The sequence below is a fragment of the Vibrio makurazakiensis genome (genome assembly GCF_050337375.1).
Lineage (GTDB): Bacteria > Pseudomonadota > Gammaproteobacteria > Enterobacterales > Vibrionaceae > Vibrio > Vibrio makurazakiensis.
This window is the reverse complement of sequence record NZ_JAKJSW010000059.1, coordinates 1-21,984: the sequence shown is the minus strand read 5'-3', so window position 1 is coordinate 21,984 and position 21,984 is coordinate 1. Positions and strand designations below refer to the sequence as shown.

Annotated in this window: 22 protein-coding genes and 1 riboswitch; of the genes, 11 read left to right on the top strand and 11 right to left on the bottom strand. The window is 41.2% G+C overall.

What is annotated here, in order from left to right; translation table 11 throughout:
* Positions 1-762: tRNA uridine 5-oxyacetic acid(34) methyltransferase CmoM (cmoM, locus tag L4C33_RS09045; protein WP_428812110.1), on the bottom strand; the 762-nt coding region annotated here is incomplete at its 3' end.
* 114 nt (positions 763-876) lie between these two features.
* On the opposite strand from cmoM, the gene elyC reads away from it, so the two are divergent.
* Positions 877-1,677: an envelope biogenesis factor ElyC gene (elyC, locus tag L4C33_RS09040; RefSeq protein WP_428812109.1), complete on the top strand. Its 801-nt coding sequence runs from the start codon at positions 877-879 to the stop codon at positions 1,675-1,677.
* A 116-nt stretch (positions 1,678-1,793) separates the two neighbouring features.
* Here elyC and torR read toward each other — a convergent pair whose 3' ends face one another.
* On the bottom strand, positions 1,794-2,507 hold the full coding sequence (torR, locus tag L4C33_RS09035) for a two-component system response regulator TorR (protein WP_428812108.1): 714 nt from the start codon (positions 2,505-2,507) through the stop codon (positions 1,794-1,796).
* A gap of 221 nt (positions 2,508-2,728) precedes the next feature.
* Here torR and torD point away from each other — a divergent pair, with 221 nt between their 5' ends.
* From torD to L4C33_RS09010, 5 genes are all read left to right on the top strand, one after another.
* Positions 2,729-3,379, top strand: coding sequence for a molecular chaperone TorD (gene torD, locus L4C33_RS09030; protein WP_428812107.1), 651 nt, complete (start codon positions 2,729-2,731; stop codon positions 3,377-3,379).
* A 321-nt stretch (positions 3,380-3,700) separates the two neighbouring features.
* Entirely contained in the window at positions 3,701-4,705 is a 1,005-nt protein-coding gene (purR, locus tag L4C33_RS09025) for an HTH-type transcriptional repressor PurR (protein WP_428812106.1), read from the top strand.
* 156 nt (positions 4,706-4,861) lie between these two features.
* A riboswitch (cyclic di-GMP riboswitch) is annotated at positions 4,862-4,959 on the top strand.
* A gap of 108 nt (positions 4,960-5,067) precedes the next feature.
* Positions 5,068-5,658: a TfoX/Sxy family DNA transformation protein gene (locus L4C33_RS09020; protein WP_428812105.1), complete on the top strand. Its 591-nt coding sequence runs from the start codon at positions 5,068-5,070 to the stop codon at positions 5,656-5,658.
* 120 nt (positions 5,659-5,778) lie between these two features.
* Entirely contained in the window at positions 5,779-6,459 is a 681-nt protein-coding gene (locus L4C33_RS09015) for a TVP38/TMEM64 family protein (RefSeq protein ID WP_428812104.1), read from the top strand.
* Positions 6,459-6,776, top strand: a complete 318-nt coding sequence (locus tag L4C33_RS09010; protein WP_428812103.1) for a putative signal transducing protein — start codon at positions 6,459-6,461, stop codon at positions 6,774-6,776. The genes L4C33_RS09015 and L4C33_RS09010 overlap by 1 nt, the downstream gene beginning before the upstream one ends.
* 30 nt (positions 6,777-6,806) lie before the next feature.
* Here L4C33_RS09010 and L4C33_RS09005 read toward each other — a convergent pair whose 3' ends face one another.
* The 4 genes from L4C33_RS09005 to topA form a co-directional block, all read right to left on the bottom strand.
* Positions 6,807-7,607 carry an alpha/beta fold hydrolase gene (locus tag L4C33_RS09005; protein WP_428812102.1) on the bottom strand — a complete coding sequence of 267 codons (801 nt, stop codon included), beginning with the start codon at positions 7,605-7,607 and terminating at the stop codon, positions 6,807-6,809.
* A 235-nt stretch (positions 7,608-7,842) separates the two neighbouring features.
* Positions 7,843-9,297, bottom strand: a complete 1,455-nt coding sequence (gene glgA / locus L4C33_RS09000; protein ID WP_428812101.1) for a glycogen synthase GlgA — start codon at positions 9,295-9,297, stop codon at positions 7,843-7,845.
* Positions 9,287-10,516, bottom strand: coding sequence for a glucose-1-phosphate adenylyltransferase (gene glgC / locus L4C33_RS08995; protein WP_428812100.1), 1,230 nt, complete (start codon positions 10,514-10,516; stop codon positions 9,287-9,289). The genes glgA and glgC overlap by 11 nt, the downstream gene beginning before the upstream one ends.
* 498 nt (positions 10,517-11,014) lie before the next feature.
* Complete coding sequence (gene topA, locus L4C33_RS08990) at positions 11,015-13,648, bottom strand: type I DNA topoisomerase (protein WP_428812099.1); 2,634 nt, start codon at positions 13,646-13,648, stop codon at positions 11,015-11,017.
* A gap of 438 nt (positions 13,649-14,086) precedes the next feature.
* Here topA and L4C33_RS08985 point away from each other — a divergent pair, with 438 nt between their 5' ends.
* A complete protein-coding gene (locus L4C33_RS08985) occupies positions 14,087-14,335 on the top strand; it encodes a YciN family protein (RefSeq protein WP_428812098.1) in 249 nt (82 codons plus the stop codon).
* Positions 14,336-14,382: 47 nt separating this feature from the next.
* On the opposite strand, the gene aroA is transcribed toward L4C33_RS08985, so the two are convergent.
* Both aroA and L4C33_RS08975 read right to left on the bottom strand, forming a co-directional pair.
* Positions 14,383-15,663, bottom strand: a complete 1,281-nt coding sequence (gene aroA / locus L4C33_RS08980) for a 3-phosphoshikimate 1-carboxyvinyltransferase (RefSeq protein WP_428812097.1) — start codon at positions 15,661-15,663, stop codon at positions 14,383-14,385.
* 171 nt (positions 15,664-15,834) lie between these two features.
* Positions 15,835-16,290: an outer membrane lipoprotein gene (locus tag L4C33_RS08975; RefSeq protein WP_428812096.1), complete on the bottom strand. Its 456-nt coding sequence runs from the start codon at positions 16,288-16,290 to the stop codon at positions 15,835-15,837.
* 39 nt (positions 16,291-16,329) lie between these two features.
* Between L4C33_RS08975 and aat the strand changes: the two genes are divergently transcribed.
* The 3 genes from aat (at position 16,330) to infA (ending at position 18,038) form a co-directional block, all read left to right on the top strand.
* Positions 16,330-17,034, top strand: a complete 705-nt coding sequence (gene aat / locus L4C33_RS08970; RefSeq protein ID WP_428812095.1) for a leucyl/phenylalanyl-tRNA--protein transferase — start codon at positions 16,330-16,332, stop codon at positions 17,032-17,034.
* 5 nt (positions 17,035-17,039) lie between these two features.
* Positions 17,040-17,738 (top strand): arginyltransferase, encoded by a 699-nt coding sequence (locus L4C33_RS08965; protein WP_428812094.1) that lies wholly within the window; start codon positions 17,040-17,042, stop codon positions 17,736-17,738.
* An 81-nt stretch (positions 17,739-17,819) separates the two neighbouring features.
* Positions 17,820-18,038: a translation initiation factor IF-1 gene (infA, locus tag L4C33_RS08960; protein WP_001040192.1), complete on the top strand. Its 219-nt coding sequence runs from the start codon at positions 17,820-17,822 to the stop codon at positions 18,036-18,038.
* 167 nt (positions 18,039-18,205) lie between these two features.
* Here infA and clpA read toward each other — a convergent pair whose 3' ends face one another.
* Positions 18,206-20,473 (bottom strand): ATP-dependent Clp protease ATP-binding subunit ClpA, encoded by a 2,268-nt coding sequence (gene clpA / locus L4C33_RS08955; protein ID WP_428812093.1) that lies wholly within the window; start codon positions 20,471-20,473, stop codon positions 18,206-18,208.
* 42 nt (positions 20,474-20,515) lie between these two features.
* Entirely contained in the window at positions 20,516-20,836 is a 321-nt protein-coding gene (gene clpS / locus L4C33_RS08950) for an ATP-dependent Clp protease adapter ClpS (RefSeq protein ID WP_428812092.1), read from the bottom strand.
* Positions 20,837-21,369: 533 nt separating this feature from the next.
* Between clpS and cspD the strand changes: the two genes are divergently transcribed.
* Positions 21,370-21,591 (top strand): cold shock domain-containing protein CspD, encoded by a 222-nt coding sequence (cspD, locus tag L4C33_RS08945; RefSeq protein WP_428812091.1) that lies wholly within the window; start codon positions 21,370-21,372, stop codon positions 21,589-21,591.
* A 126-nt stretch (positions 21,592-21,717) separates the two neighbouring features.
* Here cspD and L4C33_RS08940 read toward each other — a convergent pair.
* Positions 21,718-21,984, bottom strand: a 267-nt coding sequence (locus tag L4C33_RS08940) for an NADP-dependent isocitrate dehydrogenase (RefSeq protein WP_428812090.1), incomplete at its 5' end; no start/stop codon positions are given.

The following is a 21,984-nucleotide window of genomic DNA, read 5'->3' as shown; positions in this document are numbered from 1 at the left end:
TACATGAATATAACGACCTAATGATAGGTAAGGCTCTTGGCGGCATAATTGCTTTTCAAGTGCCAATACATCTTCAAATTCGTAATCACCCATGTACTCCATATTACCTATGTAGTCACTGAATGAACGAATTCCTGATTTTCCGTAGATGTCAAAACCAGCAGATTCAACCCACTGGTAAACATCTTCTGGCTTCAAACCCTTCTGAGGCTGAAGCTTAAACCTTTTTCTATGCGGCATCCCGTTCAATACATGCGGGATATTGCCACATATCACATTTTTTAGAACTAACCCGTGGTGGTTATAAAACATTATTGATGCAATACCACCAGGCTTTACTTGCTTAAGTAATATATCAAGTGCTTCTTTCGGGTTAGCCAACCACTCCATAACAGCATGGAACATGACCATATCAACTTTGTGGTCGAGGTGATCTTCAATTTTCTGCACTGGCGAATGGATCAGTCGATACTGCTCAAGCAACCCGTTCTTTGCAATATCCTGCTCGGCTAAAGCTAGCATTTCCGAAGATAGATCACACAATGCCACTTTGTGACCAAGTGCAGCAATCTTCTGAGACATTTGCGCTAGCCCACCACCAGCATCAAGCACCTCTAGCGCCTGATTTGAAGCGTTTAATTCGCTCAATGCTTGCTCTAAATCTTCCCATACGATTACCTGACGGATCTCTCCTTTGTCAGAACCATAAATGTTTTTTGCAAATTTGTGGGCAATATCGTCGAAATTACGGTCTTCAGTCACGGGCACTTGAGTTAATATATTCAATCGTGCCTGCTATTCTGTCACAGGAATTTCAGGAATAAAGAGGATTACCCTCTTTTTATTACCAAGTGATGTTTTTTCGGACTATTCCATATGTTTGAGCTGAAAAAAGTAGTGTCATCCCTATTGATGCCATTGCCAGCAATGTTGATTCTCGCTTTTCTGGGTTTAGCCCTAGTAATGTTCTCTACAAAACGAAAGACAGGATGTCTTGTAATCCTGACTTCACTTTGTGGTATTTTTCTTATCTCTTTCCAACCCCTTTCTTCACGTCTACTTATGCYACTGGAAAGAGAGTACTCCGTTTTTCTTCCTATCGATAAGTCGATCGACTATGTCATGGTGCTAGGTAGCGGCCACGTCGTCGATGACCAAATCCCACCAACATCTGAACTAAGTCGAACTGGCTTAATGCGCTTAAACGAAGGTATTCGTATTATGCGTATGTACCCTGGCGCAAAATTGATCCTGTCCGGGTATGGTGGTACTACTCAAGTAAGCAACGCTAGAATGATGGCCAAAGTAGCATTGGCGTTGGGCGTTTCTAAGCCGGAGATCATTTTGCTCGAAACCGCGAAAGATACTTGGGAAGAAGCTCGTCAAGCTGCAGCATTCGTTCAAAATAAAAAAATGGTTCTGGTCACGTCGGCAAGTCATATGAAAAGAGCACTATACGAGTTTAATTCCGCAGGTATCGAACCTTTACCTGCTCCGACCAACTTCTTAGCTCATAAAAACCCTGGTAACTCATTCCCCTCGTACACACCAAAAGCTGTAAACCTTGAGCAAACCGAGCGTTATTGGCACGAGACCATGGGGCAAATTTGGCAACGTCTACGCGATTGGATTGATGTTTCTGAATCAACTTCACCTGAAGTTAGTGAACTCAATTAAATTAATACTCACCACTACTAGCCTAATAAGAAAATAGCTATTCGATCRAAAAAGCCGAGGAAAACCTCGGCTTTTTATCATCACGACTTTGTTAAAAGTTATGATTCAACAATCAATTAATCACCCGCGAACATATAACCTTCGCCATGAACGGTAACAAAAATTTGTGGGTTTTTAGGATCAAACTCCATTTTTGCTCGCATTCTTCTGATCAGTACATCGATAGTACGATCATTTGGCGCATCAACGCGGTGACTGATCATATTCAGAATACGTTCGCGGCTTAACACTTGATTAGGATAAGACGACAACGCAACTAATAGCTCATATTCTGCTTTTGTTAATTTAACAGGCTCGCCATTTTTGCTTAATGCACGGCGTGGAACATCAAATGTCCACTCACCAAATCGAACAACACTATCATTCGATTGTTCTTCTTGAGAGCTTACTGTTTTATTTTTCGCTGCAGAAATTCTCCACAACAAGTTTTTTACTCGAACTAACAACTCGCGCAGTTCAAAAGGTTTGGTGACATAATCATCGGCACCCATTTCTAGGCCAACGATTTTGTCTATGCTATCCGTGCGTCCAGTAACCAAAATAATACCAATATCCGATTGGCTACGTAGCTCTCTAGTCAGCAATAAACCATCCTCACCAGGAAGGTTTATATCTAACATAACAAGATCAACATCGTTAGTATCTAAGATGTCTCTCATCTGAGCTCCGCTTTCCGCTTCACTAACAGCATAACCTTCATTTTGGAAGTAACCGACTAGTTTACTACGGGTTACCACATCGTCTTCGACGACCAATACGTGATAGCTCATCTACACCACTTTTCTTATTTAATAGTTTCAGTGACTATTCTATTCATAACTAGTAACAATTCTAGTAGTACTATAGATAAAAGTCAGAAACATACACTTTTTTTGATTCAAGACAAGCTTAAACCTTGCTATTTAGTTGCTTAAGCAATTCAATATAACGCTATAGCACCTCTATAAAGATATTCGTCTTACTTTGCCTATCGCTACTTAGGAGCAAATCGATGCAAGAAACTAAAGCATTCAATGAGAAACGCGCTGAAATATACTGGTGGCTTTCAAGTCTATTCGCTAAAGAGCTGACTGAAGCAGAATTACAAAGCTACCAATCCGTAGAGATCCGCTCGTTCTTATCTGGCCTTGGTGAAAACGAAACGTTAAAACCTTCGGTTGATGCCCTAGTCGATGCATTAAATAGATTACAAACTCGTGAAGATGCGCAGCTTGAGTTAGCTGCGGACTTTTGTGATTTGTTCTTGAAATCAGACAAACACGGCGCTCTTCCTTATGCTTCTATGTATATTGGTTCTTCTAAGTTATTAAACGGACAACCTGCGAAAGACATGGAAAAAATTATGGCGGAGCACGGGGTTGGCGTGAATGAAGATCTAAAAGAGCCTGCAGATCACTTGGCTATACAGTTAGACTTTTTAGGCAACATAATTATTCGTTCAAATGAAGCAGAACAAGAAACACAGTTAGAAGACTCTTTCGCACAACAGAATGAATTCATCCAATCTCACTTACAATCATGGATCCCACAATTTCAAGCGAGTTGCGCTAAACACGACCAATTCGGTTTATACGCTAGCGTTGCTTCTTTACTCGTTGCGTTCTGTGAACTCGATTGCAGCTATTTAACGGGCGAATATTAGATTGTTTCATTTCTGAATACATTTTTACCAATAATTGTCACAGTTCACCGAGAAAACTCGGTGGCCTGTATTGCGACCTGCTACCAGTCAGTCTAGAATTGTGATCGCAAACGATAAAATATGAAACAAACTCAAAGTACACCATTTATATGAAAGTACTTTGGTGTTAATACAAGCCGCTCTTATTAGCGGTTTTTTGTTTTTTAACACTTTATGCTTGAAGAAGTTTAGCCAAGAAACATTTCTTCACCTGGCCGCGAATTTATGCGGCCTCGCTGCCCTTTGCTATGGGAAGAAATAGCTAAAAATTAGGAAAACACCATGGCCACTATTAAAGATGTCGCTCGCTTAGCGGGCGTGTCAACGACAACGGTTTCTCACGTAATTAACAAAACTCGTTTTGTTGCTGAAGCAACCCAAGAAAAAGTAAACAAAGCAGTTGATGAGCTGAATTACGCACCAAGTGCCGTTGCTCGAAGCTTAAAATGTAACACCACCCGCACGATTGGCATGCTAGTAACGCAATCTACGAACCTTTTCTTTTCAGAAGTTATAGATGGTGTGGAAAGTTACTGTTACCGCCAAGGTTACACTCTAATTTTGTGTAACACTGGTGGCATCTACGAAAAGCAGCGCGACTATATACGTATGTTAGCGGAAAAACGTGTCGACGGTATTTTGGTTATGTGCTCTGACTTGACTGAAGAACTACGTGAAATGTTAGACCGCCACGCTGACATTCCAAAAGTTGTTATGGACTGGGGCCCAGAAAGCTCACAAGCTGATAAAATTATCGACAACTCTGAAGAAGGTGGTTACTTGGCCACTAAATTCCTTATCGATAAAGGCCATACAGATATTGCCTGCTTAAGCGGTCACCTAGACAAAGCTGCATGTAAAGAGCGCATTGCTGGTTACCACAGAGCATTAAATGAAGCAAAAATCCCTGCTAATGCAGATTTTACGCTAGAAGGAAACTTCGAATGTGACACTGCGGTTCTTGCTGCGGATAAGATCGTTGCTATGGACAAGCGCCCTACAGCCGTATTCTGCTTCAATGATACGATGGCATTGGGTTTGATGAGTCGCCTTCAGCAGCAAGGTCTTAAGATCCCKGAAGATATTTCTGTTATCGGCTACGACAATATCGAATTAGCAGAATACTTCTCGCCACCACTGACTACTGTTCACCAGCCTAAACGACGTGTTGGCAAAAACGCATTTGAAATTCTTTTAGAAAGAATTAAAGACAAAGAACACGAAAAGCGTGTTTTTGAAATGCACCCAGAAATTGTAGAGAGAAGTACAGTTAAAACACTGAACTAAAGATACAACCTGTCAAAGCGTATAAATAGATACGCTTTGACCATCCCTTCAAGTGCACCTACGTGCATTACAATCAATTCATTTACCGAACCGATATCACATTTTTACACAGGTAATGTGAGCTTTGTTCAACAAAACCGCTTATCCTTATGAGTGTCACGCACAGGGCAAACTACTTGAAAAAGTAAGACGCAAAGCTTCCGGCCTAATCCATAGACTGTATGTTTTTATGGGATGGTAGCGGGGTTACCGATGGCAGAATGTAAGATTAACTCCTTATTGACAAAGCTTTATCATCATTTTGCTAACCTCTCGGACCTGAATATTTGGTGGCGTAATTCAAATACACCGAGATTAATAATATGGACAAACCAATACTCAAGGACTCGATGAAATTATTTGAGTCGCTTGGCAAAATTAAGTCTCGTTCAATGTTTGGTGGATTCGGACTTTTTGCAGACGATACTATGTTTGCACTTGTCGTAAATAACCATCTACATATTCGAGCAGATAAAAACACATTAAAAGAGTTTGAACAGCAAGGCTATCAGCCCTACGTTTACAAAAAACGTGGTTTCCCTGTTGTGACTAAATATTTTGCTTTAACCGACGATGTATCTGTTAATCAAGAAGATATTCTAGAAAAAGCACAAGCATCGTTAGCATTCGTCAAAGAAGAAAAAGCAGAGCAGTCGACCGCGAAGCCTAATCGATTAAAAGATTTGCCGAACCTAAGACTAGCCACGGAGCGTATGCTTAAAAAAGCAGGCATTGAATCTGTCGAGCAACTTTACGACACAGGTGCAGCAAAAGCTTACTCCGCGATAAGAGAGTCACACTCTTCAACTGTAAGCCTAGAGTTACTCTGGGCGCTAGAGGGGGCAATAAACGGCACCCACTGGTCAGTGATTCCTCAACAAAGAAGAGATGAACTTATCTCTTATATCAACTAGCTAAAATTTCAAAAAGCCACAATTTTTATTGTGGCTTTTTTATTTTGCCTGAAAGATAAATGCGACTTAACCTGTCTAGTTATAATAGAGAAAGAAATTCATAGATTCGAGGATGTATTCATGAGTAAGAAATTGATTTTAGGCGTAGTTTTAGTCGCTATCATTGTCACTCTTGGTGTGAACTTTGGCCAATATTTAACACTTGAAAATGCCAAAGCACAGCAAGCGATATTAAATGAGTCTATTGAGAGTAACTTTTTAATTGCGGCTGTGACTTATTTTACTGCATACGTATTAATCACCGCATTTTCTATCCCTGGCGCAGCGGTTGTTACGCTTCTAGGTGCCGCCCTATTTGGTTTTTGGACCAGTTTAGCTTTGGTTTCATTTGCTAGTACTATTGGCGCTACACTCGCTTTTCTTAGTAGCCGATTTTTACTCCGTGATTGGGTACAAAGTAAATTTGGTGACAAATTGGAAACCATTAACAAAGGCGTAGAAAAAGACGGAGCTTTCTATCTCTTTTCTTTACGTCTGATCCCAGTGTTCCCATTTTTCTTAATTAACCTACTTATGGGACTAACACCAATCAAAGTATCTCGATACTATTTCACTAGTCAGTTAGGAATGCTTCCTGGTACAGCTGTATATTTAAATGCAGGAACACAGTTAGCCGAAATAGACTCGCTATCGGGCATTGTATCCCCCTCTGTACTCGTTTCATTCGCATTACTTGGACTCTTCCCAATTATAGCGAAGTGGTTAATGGCTAAATTCCGTTCTCAACCTGTGGCTGAATAATGAAAATATTTATCGCAGCCAACCCAACTGAAGCACATATCGTATGTGAACTATTAAAGGTTGAGAATATTGCTTGTGAAGTTCGTGGGGAAGGCTTATTTGGTTTGAAAGGGGAAATCCCTTTTTCTGATGATACAGACCCTTACGTGTGGCTACAGGAACCAAATAAGATATCTTTAGCTGAGCGGGTTATCGAAAGCTACAACGAACAATCTAATTCGGATAATAACAAGGAATGGCAGTGTAGCCATTGCAACGAATTAAATGAGCCTCAATTCGGTGCCTGTTGGCAATGCGGTCAGGCATCACCAGAATAAAACTTCAGCTAGCAACGTCAGTTTGACTCGCTAGCTATCAATTTGTTTTTTAATAAACTCAATCGAACGCTTATTAAACTGTTCTGGCTGCTCTACATTACAAACATGTCCGCAGTCAGGGATTTCTTGTAATTCACTGGAATGATGAACCGCAACCATTTCTTTAACAGGTTGAATGAACATATAGTCCTTCTCTCCCATCAAATACAAAGTCGGGATCGGTAATTCTCTATCTTTAAAATACCGCATCAGTGGGTTTACATCAGCCGTCAAAATAAACCAGCGCTTAAATTCCTTTTGACACAGCTTCTTAGCTTCTCTTATAAACAGATGTCGAGATTCTTTCTGGCTACGCTGTGGCATAACGATATAAGCAAACAAGCTATACAACCACATATAAGGGATTATGTGCTTGCTTAGGTTGCCCAACCTTACCAACACTTGCGAACGCGTATTTAATCGCGTAACCGCTCCACCAAGCACCATCGAGCGAACCCTTTCTGCAGCGAGCTCTGCGACATTACGAACAATAATTGTCCCCAATGACATACCGACAAAGTGGGCTGAACGTATTTTCAAATGATCTAACACTTTCAAAATATCGAGGGTGACCGTTTTAAAGGTATAACGATTACTAATCAATTCTTTCAAAAATTGATTAGATTTACCGTGTCCTCTTAGATCAATCAAGAGCAAATTGAAATGCTGCTTATAGGCTTTAATTTGCTTAAACCAAATTGATGAACTGCCACCAGCACCATGTACAAAAACCACCCACTCATCGCTGGTTGGGTGCTGAAATGTTTTATGGAATAACAATGCTTCGCTCATAATCAATATTTATGGTTCGTTGTTAGTGACGTTGATGCAGACTATCACAATTTGATTGAATTTAAGTGATAACAGTGTCAATCAACTTAAAGTGAGAACTGTGATTCAATTTTTACCCTAGATTAGGACAAATTCCTAGAGCTCATCCTATAAGTTGCCAGTGATCTGACCAGAAAAAGGCGCACAAGGCGCCTTTTATTGTTTGATAAACTTATAACTAAGAATCCAATGAGTATTAAAATGCCGTTTGGTACATGGCTAAATACTCTTTTGCTGCGGCTTCCCAACTAAAGTTTTGCTGCATTGCGTATAACTGGACACGCCTAATCTCTGATGGGTGCTGAGCATAAAGAAGTAGCGATCGCATTAGCACAAGCAGCAGTGCCTCTGGCGTTGGCTCGCTAAACGCAAAACCTGTAGCAATTTCACTATTCTCATCATAATCATTAACACTGTCTTTCAAGCCACCTACCGCACGTACAATAGGCAATGTGCCATAAGCCATACTATAGATTTGATTAAGACCACAAGGTTCAAATTCAGAAGGCATCAAGAAAAAGTCAGACGCAGCTTCAACTAAGTGAGCCAGCTTATTATTGTAAGCCTCGACGAAGGCGAATTTATCCGAATGCTTCGCTGAAATTTCTGCTAATTGACTCGCTAACACTGGATCTCCAGTACCTACGATAACAATCTGCAAGTCATTCTTTATGAACTGTTCAATTATAGGCAATAAGTAATGCACACCCTTTTGATTCGTCAAACGACAAACCATGCCATAAACAGCGCAATCGCGGACAGGTAAACCAACCTCGTGCTGTAGCTCTTGTTTACACGCTTTTTTACCACGAACCATGCTTTGTTGAGTTGCTTTGAACTTCTTAGGCAAAAACTCGTCAATTTCTGGATTCCAAGCGCTATAGTCACATCCATTGAGAATACCAAACAAGTCTTCTGAACGTTGCTGGAACTCAGTGGCCATACCATGGCTTCCTAGCTCAGTTTTAAGCTCCTGAGCATAAGTCGGGCTTACCGCGTTAATTTTGTCGGCGCACATAACACCAGCTCGAAGCATTGTGACATGTGTATGGCTCACTGCTGCTTCAGGGGCATTATGGTTATGCATCTCTGGTAGATTTTGCAGCTGGTCGTAACTAAATACACCCTTAAACACGGCATTATGAATTGAGATAACACTTTTTATACCTTGGTAAAACTCACTTTGGCTATAACGAGTTTTAAGTAGGTAAGGGACAAAACCCGTATGCCAATCGTTCGCATGCACAACATCAGGCTGGAAACCTAACTTAGGCAGCATATCTAAGCACGCAGCACTGAAGAAAGAGAAACGCTCACCGTTGTCAGCGTATGCTTGATTATTCTCAGCGTACATTTCAGGTCTATCAAAGTACTGAGCACAATCAATAGCTAGTACTTCAACTTCGCCTACATATAGCTTCTTAACCTGATAAGCAGTGTGCGGCCAATGATCAAGCTCAGTAGAAAGAAGAACTTCCGCTGAATCAACATTCGCAATTTTGCTATAAGCGGGGATTGTTACTCGAACATTTTGTCCAAGATTTTGTAACGCTTCAGGCAGTGCCTTGGCTACATCAGCCAAGCCACCACTTTTGATCAAACCTTCAACTTCAGACGCTACAAAAAGTACTGAAAACGTCTTAGTAGCCAATGCGTGCTCCTTTAGGGATAACAACTACACCGTCTTCAGAAACGTGGAAGTGCTTTTTATCTTCCTGAAGATTGACGCCGATTTGTGTACCAGGTGCGATATCTGCATCTTTATCGATAATTACTCGACGAAGTACACAGCCTTCACCCACTTTTACGTCACCAAGTAAAATACTTTGGCTGATGTCACACGCAGAAGCTATGTTACTGCGAAAACCAAGCACACATTTCTCGATACGTGAACCACGTACAAAGCTTCCGTTACATACAAGGCTATCAATGATCTGTACACGACCATTGGCTGAATCAGAGAAAGTCGCTGGCGGCAATGGTGGGTAATACGTATGTAGAGGCCATTTACGGTTGTATAGAGAGAATGGTGCATCCTTCTCTAGTAGGTCCATATGAGCTTGCCAGTACGCGTCAATTGTACCTACATCACGCCAATAAACTTCTTCTCTCTCACCGGTAATACGGTTAGTACTGAAGTCGTAAACAAACACATCCCCACGTGGGAACATGTTCGGGATAATATCTTTGCCGAAGTCATGTGAAGAGTCTTCTTTATCAGCATCTTCAATCAATTCTGCAAATAGATTTTTAGCTTCAAAGACGTAGTTGCCCATAGAAACTAATGCAGATTCAGGATCGCCAGGAATCGGCTTAGGGTTTGCTGGCTTTTCTTCAAAACCAATCATGCGCCCTTCAGCATCGACTTCGATAACACCAAATTCAGATGCTTCAGCAAGTGGCATGCGCAACGCAGAAACCGTTAGCGCTGCTTCTTTTTCTTTGTGGAAATCAAGCATTTGCTTAATATCCATTTTGTAAATATGGTCTGAACCAAAAATACAAACTTGATCAGGTTCTTCTAGTTCCATGAAACGCAAGTTTTGATAGATAGCATCAGCGGTGCCTTCATACCAACGTTTACCTGTACGCATTTGTGCAGGAATAGGGTCGATGAAACGGTCAGTAATGCCACTGATGTTCCAACCTTTTTTCATGTGATGAAATAGAGACTGAGATTTGAACTGCGTAAGTACGTAGATCTTCATCAGATCAGCGTTTACGAAGTTGTTTAATGCGAAGTCAATTAAGCGGTAGCTACCACCGAAAGGAACTGAGGGTTTACTACGGGATTCAGTTAAAGGTCGTAAGCGTGAACCTTCACCACCAGCAAGAATCATTCCCAATACACCAGCCATTTTATTCTCCATATACTTATAGCTTGTTATTCATTGTGTCTACCATGAGTAAGCCTCGGGGGAGCAGACACAATTTACTTTTCGGTACTTAGCTGATCTTCATATTAATTTGGAAAAACTAAGCCAACATTGTGTTACGCGCAATATTCTTTGCACTTTGTTTCTTATAATTTATCGTTTTTGTAATTGATTACAATTTTAAATACGCCATTCTGAGTTGTAAGTGGTATTTGCTTTACTAAGTTCTAAGCTAGCTCACACTCCTAAAGTTATGAGTTACAACTAATTAACAAGGGCAACACACAACATAAACAACGTTTTTTTTGAAACTTAATTAGGATATTTAGTTACAGTGACATTAATGTGACAGATATGAAACCAAATTACTAACTCTTAATGTAACTATGAATCAGTTTCGTAATTTCTATACATCGACAAATCACACACTGACCTTCCAAATTTCTGAAATAAACATAAAAAAAGCAGCCCTAAGGCTGCTTATTTATTTGTTTATTTTTCTTCTTTTGGCTTTTTACGCTTGTCGGTAACTTCCCATTTCCCGTCGACGTAAAGCGCAGTCCAACCTGATGGCTTACCGTCATTTTCAGTACGAACATAGTTCTCTTTAGACTTACGACTAAAACGAACCACAGTAGGTTTTCCATCAGGGTCAGCTACCGGAGCCGTCGCCAGATATTGAAATTTCGGAGAAATTCTATCTTTAAATCGAACCAACTCTTCCACTAACGGTGCACGAGTCTCTCTCGATTTAGGGAAGTTGCTCGCTGCCATGAATAAACCAGAAGCACCGTCTCGAAGAACAAAGTAAGCGTCTGAGTTTTCACATGGAAGTTCAGGGAAGTGAACAGGGTCTTCTTTAGGTGGGGCGACTTCGCCATTCTTTAGAATCTTACGAGTGTTCTTACAATCTTCACTCGTACAGTCCATGTATTTACCGAAACGGCCATTCTTAAGAACCATGTCTGAGTTACATTTATCACACTCAACCACAGGGCCGTCATAGCCTTTAACTTTGAATTCACCGTGTTCAACCACATAACCTTCACAGTTAGGGTTGTTACCACAAACGTGCATTTTACGCTTGTCGTCAATTAGGTACGCATCCATTGCGGTTTCACAAATCGGACAACGCTTCTTCGCTCGAAGTGCTGCTGTTTCAACGTCTTCTTCTAGGACGTTGATAATGCCATCTTCATCACCTAGGTTAATTGTTGTTTTACAACGCTCTTTCGGAGGTAGCGCATAACCAGAACAACCAAGGAATACACCTGTCGACGCAGTACGGATACCCATAGTACGGCTACATGTCGGACACTCGATGTCAGTTTCAACGATATGATTTGGCTTCATACCACCGTCATCTTCGTCTAAATCAGCTTTCTCTAGATCGCCAGTAAAATCAGTAAAGAAGTTATCTAGAACCCCTTTCCAGCTAGTTTCGCCTTCTGCAATCTGATCGAGCTTTTGCTCCATTCTTGCAGTGAAATCGTAGTTCATTAGGTCATTGAAAYTACCATCTAAACGGTCAGTCACAATTTCACCCATCTTCTCTGCGTAGAAACGGCGCTGTTCAACTTTCACATAACCACGATCTTGGATCGTAGAAATAATCGAAGCGTAAGTGGATGGACGACCAATACCACGTTTCTCTAACTCTTTAACTAGCGCTGCTTCAGTAAAACGTGCCGGCGGCTTAGTAAAGTGCTGCTTAGGATCCAGCGTGACTAACTCTAAAGTGTCTCCGATCTGTACAGCAGGAAGAATCGTATCTTCGTTCTTACCCATTGGGCGTTGAACACGCGTCCAACCATCAAACTTTAAGATACGACCTTTAGCTTTCAGAGTATATTCTTCAGCTTTCACGCTAATCGTCGTTGAATCATATTGAGCTGGCGTCATTTGACAAGCAACAAACTGGTTCCAGATAAGCGAATAAAGCTTGTGTGCGTCCGCGTCAACACCTTTAAGGTCTTCAGATAGAACTTCTACGCTTGAAGGACGAATCGCTTCGTGAGCTTCTTGTGCGCCTTCTTTACTGCCGTAAACAAGTGGTTTCTCTGGAAGGTATTTACCACCATACTCGTTACCAATGTATTCACGAGCCGCTTCTACAGCTTCTGAACTCAAGTTTGTCGAGTCAGTACGCATATAAGTAATGTAGCCAGCTTCATACAAACGTTGAGCAAGCATCATCGTTTTCTTTACGCCATAGCCCATGCGGGTACTCGCAGCTTGTTGTAAAGTCGATGTGATATATGGGGCAGACGGCTTACTTTTCGTAGGTCGGTCTTCACGCTTACAAACTTCGTACTGCGCTTTTTCAAGTACAGTTAGAGCTGTATTCGTTTGAGCTTCATTTTCAGGCCTGAATGCAACACCGTCTTTCTGTGCTACTTGCAACCTAAAGTCAGATTTGTCATTCGTTTTTGTATCAGCGTGAATATCCCAAAACTCTTCTGGGATGAACGCATTGATTTCACGTTCACGCTCTACCAATAGCTTCACGGCAACAGATTGAACACGACCGGCAGATAAACCACGCGCAACCTTTTTCCAAAGTAAAGGTGAAACCATAAAGCCTACAACACGGTCCATAAAGCGACGTGCTTGCTGAGCATTAACACCATCAATATTCAACTCGCCCGGAGTTTCGAACGCCTGTTGGATAGCATTTTTAGTAATTTCGTTAAAAACAACTCGTTTGTATCGCGATTCATCACCACCGATGATCTCACGAAGGTGCCATGCGATAGCTTCTCCTTCGCGGTCCAAATCGGTTGCGAGATAAACGTGGTCTGCGTTTTCAGCTAATTTCTGTAATTCGGCTACAACTTTTTCCTTACCAGGAAGAATTTGATAATTAGCTTCCCACTCTTGGTAAGGGTTAATCCCCATCTTTTTGATGAGTGCCTTGCGGTCTTTTTCTTTTTTAATACGAGCCTTTTCTTCTGGGCTCATACCTTTTGTTGAAACTGCGGCAGCTTTCTTACCAGTACTTTGGCCTGCTGTCGGTAAGTCACGTACGTGACCTACACTCGACTTAACGACAAAGTCTTTACCAAGATATTTATTAATAGTTTTGGCCTTGGCTGGCGACTCCACTATAACGAGTGATTTACCCATAATTGACTCTAACGTCCTTAATCACGCCGCTCAGCACCTTATGAGATTGTCATTTGGGCGTTTGCGCACGATGTTCTAATTTATTGCTTCTTTTTTTACTATTGTGCGAGATTACAAGAAGATCAACCGCTTTTTGCAATTTTGGATCTGATTGCTCGACAAATCGACGACTTACCAATGTGAAAACACGGTAAAGATAGATGCTCATCTACCTGAATTTTTACTGAACAAAGGCTAATAGACTCTAACCTTAGCTTATTTGACCCCATACTATGCACGTCAAGGGTTTAAACACGAACTCCATTCAATTAATTTGTCATAAATCACAAAATAATTTTCACTCTACACAAAATCATCACTCAGATTAGACTTAAATCATTGTATTTGGGGTCGATGTTTATAGACTATCACTCATGACGTTTATCACTGAGAAATGACATGACAACTAAACAAACAATTTCAGAATTTGATTTATTGTTAATCGCTAACCAAGTAATTCAAGAACACGATGACTATATCGAAGGTATGCGTGCTGATAGCGTGACAGAAAAAGACGAAGTACTGATATTCAAAGGCGAATACTTTCTGGATAGTAATGGTCTACCAACGCAGAACACTACGGCAGTATTCAACATGTTCAAATACTTAGCGCATCACCTTTCTAAAGAGTTCACAATCAAAGAATAACAATAAACAAAAGTAAAAAGCTTGCCTGATTAGGCAAGCTTTTCAATTTATTGACTCAGCATTTTCAGCTTATCAAAGTAATCAGGGAATGTTTTTGAAGTACACCCTGGATCATTAATCGTCACTGGCGTATCACTTAAAGCAACGAGCGAGAAACACATTGCCATACGGTGATCGTCATACGTATCGATTTCTGCGTGTTTTAGTGTCTCGACAGGGTTCACTATTATGTAGTCTTCCCCCTCTTCGACTTCTGCACCAACCTTACGCAGCTCAGCAGCCATTGCCGCTAAACGGTCGGTTTCTTTTACACGCCAGTTGTATACGTTGCGAATCGCTGTTGTTCCTGTAGCAAACAACGCGGTAGTGGCAATAGTCATCGCAGCATCAGGAATATGATTGTAATCCATATCAATGCCCTTTAGCTCGCCACAACGAGAGATCACATAATCATCGCCCCATTCAATTTCAGCGCCCATTTTCTCTAGTGCGTCTGCAAATTGAATATCACCTTGAATACTGTTTTTACCAATACCCGTTACTTTGATTTCACCGCCTTTAATAGCAGCTGCAGCTAAAAAGTAAGATGCTGATGACGCGTCGCCTTCGACAAGGAAATCACCAGGTGCAACATAGCTTTGACCAGCCGGGATAACAAACTCTTGGTAATTATTATTGATTACGTTAACACCAAACTGTTTCATGATGTGTAATGTAATATCAATGTAAGGCTTAGAAACCAACTCACCTTCGATTTTGATACTGACTTCACCTTCAGCAAGAGGAGCTGACATCAAAAACGCAGTTAAAAACTGACTAGAGATAGACCCGTCGATAGAAACAGAGCCACTTTTAAGACCTGTTCCTTTTATTTTTAAAGGTGGGTAATTATCATTTTCTAGGTATTCAACATCCGCACCTGCGGTACGCAAAGCATCAACCAAGTGGCCAATGGGACGCTCTTTCATGCGCGGTTCGCCAGTCAAAACGAACTCGCCTTTACCTAAACATAGCGCCGCAGCCAAAGGGCGCATTGCTGTACCAGCATTACCTAAAAACAGCTCTTGTGCTTGTGTTGATTCAAATGCACCACCTAAACCGACCACTTCACATACAGTCTTGTTTTCAGACAATTTGTATTCCACACCCAATTTCGTCAGGGCATTGAGCATATGACGAATATCGTCACTGTCTAATAAATTGGTTAGGCGGGTTGTTCCTTTTGACAGTGCAGCGAGCAATAACGCTCGGTTAGACACACTTTTTGAACCGGGAAGGTTAACTTCTCCATTTACTCTTTGAATCGGTTGTAACGTTAGGCTTTCCATTAAATGTATTAGTCCTTGTATCGCTGGCTCAGTACTACTCATCATTAAAGACTAAGATTTAAAGCGATGAAAAATTCTTCGTACTTGCAGACTATCTAAATTTAAAGATGAACTCCAGAGTTAATCCCCGATTGCTAGGTGAATATTTAAGCAACTAAACCGAGCTTTAATTTAGTACACTAAATCAACTCGGACCCCATTAGAAAAATACAAGATTCTGACATCATCACCACGATTGAAAAGCATATTCCCATCAGCGTCTTGAATAACATCAATCAACTTGCCTTTGTCAGTTTCAACCAGTATTTCTACAAGCTTATGCTCGACTGTATATTGAGTATTGGCTCGATTCCTTGCCACACCGGCACCCGCTACCGCCCCAACAGCCGTTGCCACTTCTTTGCCTGTGCCACCACCAAACTGGTTACCGACTAGCCCACCAACAGCCGCACCAAGTAGTGTTTCCCAGCCACTCCCTTGAGACTGCACTATCTCTTGTTGAGTGATGTAACGTACCGAATCCACTTTGCCATAAACGACGTCATTGACTGGCCTTGCTTCATTTCGATTGTAAGCCGCATTGGCGAACAGAGGCAAAACAAGTAGAATCCACAACAATTTCTTCATAAACTTTTTCCTAATCGCCTAATTTTTCGAAGGTTTCCTATGACTATATACTTAACTGAGCTAGAAGCTAATAGTAATGCCTTCCCCTCACCTTATGAAGCCCTTGAAGACCCAAATGGCTTATTGGCTTTTGGGGGCGATCTCAGTTCAGAGCGTATTCTTAGTGCATACAGCCAAGGGATATTTCCTTGGTATGGCCCGGGGGAACCCATTCTCTGGTGGAGTCCATCGCCACGAGCAGWCTTTGATCCTAAGACATTCAAACCAGCAAAAAGTCTCAAAAAGTTTCAAAACAAAGCTCAATACCAAGTCAGTATCAATAAAGCGACACACCGCGTGATCGAGCTTTGTTCATCTTTGCGCCCTGCTGAAGAAACATGGTTAAACGATGATATGCAACAAGCCTATAAAAAATTGGCACAGGAGAAACACTGCCATTCAGTAGAAGTATGGCATGAAGAACAACTTGTTGGTGGACTCTATGGATTACAGAGAGGGCAAGTTTTTTGCGGTGAGTCGATGTTTAGTTTGAAGACTAACGCATCTAAAATTGCACTATGGTATTTTTGCGCCCACTTTACGCAACACAAAGGGCAACTCATCGACTGTCAGGTCATGAACCCACACCTACAATCTTTAGGGGCTCATGAATTAGACCGTGAGGAATTTTTAACTTCGTTGCTATCATTAAAAGAATTGCCTATCAGCAATGGCTGTTTTAAAACACAATGGCTTAAGGTCTAATTCAGATGAATCAAGATTTACACCAAATTAAGATCGGGCTAACCGACAATCATGCGTGCAGTTATCTACCAGAACAACAGGAACGCGTTGCTGTCGCTCTAGATACACAAATGCATACGCCTGAAAACTATGAGGTACTCCTTGCTAATGGCTTTCGTCGTAGTGGTGAAACCATCTATAAGCCTCATTGTGACCAATGTAATGCATGCAAAGCTATCCGCGTATCAGCCTCTGAATTTAAGCCCTCTAAGAGCCAACGACGAATTTTAAATAAATCAAAAACGTTTCATTGGATAATGAAAGATGAAATGGATGAAGATTGGTTTGATTTATATAGCGAATACATAACAAAAAGACACCATTCCGGGACGATGTTCCCCCCTAAGAAAAAAGAGTTTCAACAATTTTCAAAAAATGAATGGCTCACAACTAAGTATCTACACATTTACGACGGTACACAGCTGATAGCGATTGCCGTAACCGATGTGATGCCACACAGTACCAGTGCGTTTTATACCTTTTTTAGCCCTGATATCGAGTTGTCTATTGGAACATTGGCTGTGCTTTATCAGATTGAATTCAGCCAAAATAGTGGCAAACATTGGCTTTATTTAGGCTATCAAATCGATGAATGCCCAGCGATGAACTATAAAGTACGCTTTCAACATCATCAAAAGCTAGTAAATCAGCGATGGCAAGGGTAGAATACGCGACAACTTTACATATTTTGCTTTTAGCGGCACAATTGTCCCGTTAAAAACCGCCAAGTTTCGAAAGAGGATTAGATGGCTAAAGAAGACGTAATTGAGATGCAAGGCACCGTCCTTGATACTCTACCAAACACAATGTTCCGTGTTGAGCTTGAAAATGGTCACGTAGTGACAGCTCACATCTCTGGTAAAATGCGTAAGAACTACATCCGTATTCTTACGGGTGACAAAGTAACTGTTGAGATGACTCCATACGACCTTTCTAAAGGCCGCATCGTCTTCCGTGCTCGTTAATTTTTAGTTAGCGAATACAAATAAAAAACGGAGTTTATGCTCCGTTTTTTATTGCCTAGTATTAGTTGAAACGAGCACATATCATTCCAAGTTAATAACCGATCAGGTACTAAACATAAAAAAGCGAGCATAAAATGCCCGCTTCCCATATCAGATATTAGATCACATTAGTGAAGTGCTTCTTCTTTAGCACCTAAGTAATCAAATACAAGCTGACCTTTCTTAAGAGTCACTTTAACTGTGCCACCGTCAACCAAGCTACCAAATAGCAATTCATTCGCTAATGGTTTCTTAAGTTGGTCTTGAATCACACGCCCCATAGGACGAGCACCCATAGCCTTGTCGTAGCCTCTATCCGCTAACCAATGACGAGCATCCTCTGAAACTTCTAAAGAGACACCACGCGCATCCAGTTGGACTTGTAGCTCAACGACAAACTTATCTACAACTTGGTGAATGACCGTTTCATCTAGGCTGTTAAACCAAATGATGTTATCAAGTCTGTTTCTAAACTCAGGCGTAAAGATCTTCTTAATTTCTGCCATTGCGTCAGGCGCATGATCTTGCTGGATCAAGCCGATCGACTTTCTCTCAGTTTCAGCAACACCGGCATTGGTTGTCATAACAAGGATCACATTACGAAAATCTGCTTTGCGTCCGTTGTTATCAGTCAAGGTACCGTTATCCATGACTTGCAGTAGCAAATTAAAGATATCTGGGTGCGCTTTCTCGATCTCATCTAACAGAACAACAGAGTGTGGGTTTTTAATCACTGCATCAGTCAGTAAACCCCCTTGGTCGTAACCAACATAACCAGGAGGAGCACCAATTAGACGGCTCACGGAATGTCGTTCACCATACTCAGACATATCAAAACGAAGCAGCTCAATACCCAACAGTTTAGATAGCTGAACCGTCACTTCTGTTTTGCCAACACCAGTTGGGCCGGCGAATAAGAATGAACCAACGGGTTTGTTGTCAGCGCCTAATCCTGCACGTGTAAGCTTAATGGCTTCACTCAATACATCGATAGCTGGGTCTTGTCCAAAAACAAGCATCTTCATTTTGTCATCAAGTTTTTTCAGGACGTCTTTGTCAGAAGATGATACTGACTTTTCAGGAATTCGAGCCATTTTAGCAACCATTGACTCGATATCAGCTACTCCGACTGTTTTCTTACGACGACTCGCTGGAGCCAGGCGGCTACGAGCACCAGCCTCATCAATAACATCGATCGCTTTATCTGGTAAATGACGCTCATTAATATATTTAGCAGACAGCTCTACCGCTGCACGAAGTGCCTTATTCGTATAGCGCACCTCATGGTGAGCCTCATACTTCGGCTTCAATCCAATCAAAATCTTGGTTGTGTCGTCTAGTGAAGGCTCGACAATATCAATTTTTTGGAAACGACGAGACAGTGCACGCTCTTTCTCAAAAATACTGCTGTACTCTTGGTAGGTTGTAGAACCAATACAGCGTAATTTACCACTGCTTAAAAGCGGCTTAATTAGGTTCGCCGCATCAACTTGACCACCAGAGGCTGCACCTGCACCGATGATAGTATGAATCTCATCAATGAAGAGAATTGCGTCTTCTTCTTTCTCTAACTGCTTCAATATCCCTTTAAAACGCTTCTCGAAGTCACCACGGTATTTAGTACCAGCGAGTAGAGAACCAATATCTAAAGAGTAAATAACGCTATCTTGAATTACGTCAGGCACTTGGCCTTCTACAATTCTCCACGCTAACCCTTCAGCAATAGCAGTTTTACCAACACCTGCCTCGCCAACGAGCAATGGATTATTTTTGCGACGGCGGCAAAGCACCTGAATAGTACGTTCTAATTCTTTATCACGTCCTATGAGAGGATCAATATTACCTTGCTTAGCGACTTCATTTAGATTTGTCGCAAAGCTTTCAAGGCGCTCTTCCGAGTTAACTTCTTCCGTGTTTTCAGAGCCAAAAGAGTCTGACGATGACTCATCACTGTCGTTGCCAGCTTTAGTAATGCCGTGAGAAATGAAGTTAACAATATCAAGTCGGCTAATATCGTTTTTCTTAAGAAGATAAGCCGCATGGGACTCCTGCTCGCTAAAGATAGCCACAAGAACATTAGCACCAGTTACTTCGCTACGCCCTGATGACTGAACATGAAACACGGCGCGCTGAAGTACGCGCTGAAAGCTTAACGTAGGTTGAGTTTCGCGTGTGTCATCGTTTTCTGGGATAAGTGGCGTAGTTTGATCGATAAAGATATCTAGCTCATGGCGCAGAGCTTCTAGATCAGCTTGGCATGCTTGAAGGGTTTCCTTGGCTGCATCATTTTCTAATAATGCAAGTAGGAGGTGTTCGACAGTCATAAACTCATGTCGCTTATCTCGCGCACGAGCAAATGCGCCATTTAAACTCGACTCTAATTCTTTATTTAGCATAAGTACCTCCTAGGGGAACAACATTGTTGTTCGAGCAAATCGTTAAGCTTGCTCCATTGTACATAGTAGCGGGTGCTCATTTTCTTTTGAGTACATTGTCACTTGCGCTACTTTTGTTTCAGCAATTTCTGCGCTAAATGTCCCGCAAATTGCTTTTCCTTCATAGTGAACTTGGAGCATAACTTGGGTTGCCTTATCAATATCAAGTGAAAAAAAGCGCTCCAGAATCTCAATAACAAAGTCCATTGGTGTGTAGTCGTCATTGTTTAATATGACGTTATACATCGCAGGCGGTTTAATTTTCGTTTTTTCTCTCTCCAGTAAATCAGAGCCTGGAGCTGCCCATTCAAAATTATTGCTCATTTCAGTTTGCTAAGTTGCTTTCAAGGAAATTAATGAGTAYCTACAACCTAAATCTACCACATTGAGTCGACATCGTGTACTAAGAAACTCGGTCTAAAAGTCATTCCTCTCTAATGAGCCTAATGCACCATTTGGAAGGCTGCAAATAAAAGAGCTCTATTAACAAAATTAATATATGTGTTTGATTAAAAAGACACCATAACCATTTTCATCTCAAATGGTACATTTGCAAAGTTATCACCAAGTTGTATAAAAGTTGCAATTCTCAAGTGTGATTTGTTAACAAATATGTGGTTATTTATACCTATTTACTATTGACTGTGCTGAATCATTAGCTACATTGGAGCTTAGTGCTTTTTTATTCACCAACTTTTATCTACTTACGGAAGAGTAATGGATAAAAACAATTTGGATGTATAAGTATTCAAAAACATCCAAATTTGACTAAAAAAGCGGTTTAAGTGAGTCATTGAATACTCATTAAACTTGCGGTAACACAACATCAGTAAACAAATGCATGAGGGATGTATAGCATGGCTACAGGTACAGTAAAATGGTTTAACAACGCTAAAGGTTTTGGTTTCATTTGCCCAGAAGGAGAAGATGGCGATATTTTTGCACATTACTCCACTATTCAAATGGACGGCTATAGAACTTTAAAAGCGGGTCAACAAGTCGACTATGAAGTAGAAAAAGGACCAAAAGGCTCGCACGCTAGTTCCGTTGTTCCTGTAGAAGCAATCGCAGCCAAATAGCTGCCATCATGTAGAGTCGAATTACCAACAAGAAGGGTTCGCATGTGATTAAAAGTGTGGAACTTCAAATACAAAAAAACCCGCCAACTTGGCGGGTTTTTATTTTAATCAATGATACTTCAAATACTATGCATCAATAAACGCGTTCAGAGTAGCACTTGGGCGCATAAGAGCGGCTGCTTGAGCATCCACTAGAGCATAGTAACCACCAAGGTCACCAGCTACACCTTGAGCATTATTTAGCTCTGATACGATCACTTCTTCGTTTTCTGCTAGTTTTTCTGCAATTGTGGAAAACTCAGCAGCAAGTTCAGAATCAACAGATTGCGTAGATAGTGCTTTAGCCCAGTAAGCAGCTAGGTAATAGTGCCAGTAAGCAGCTAGGTAATAGTG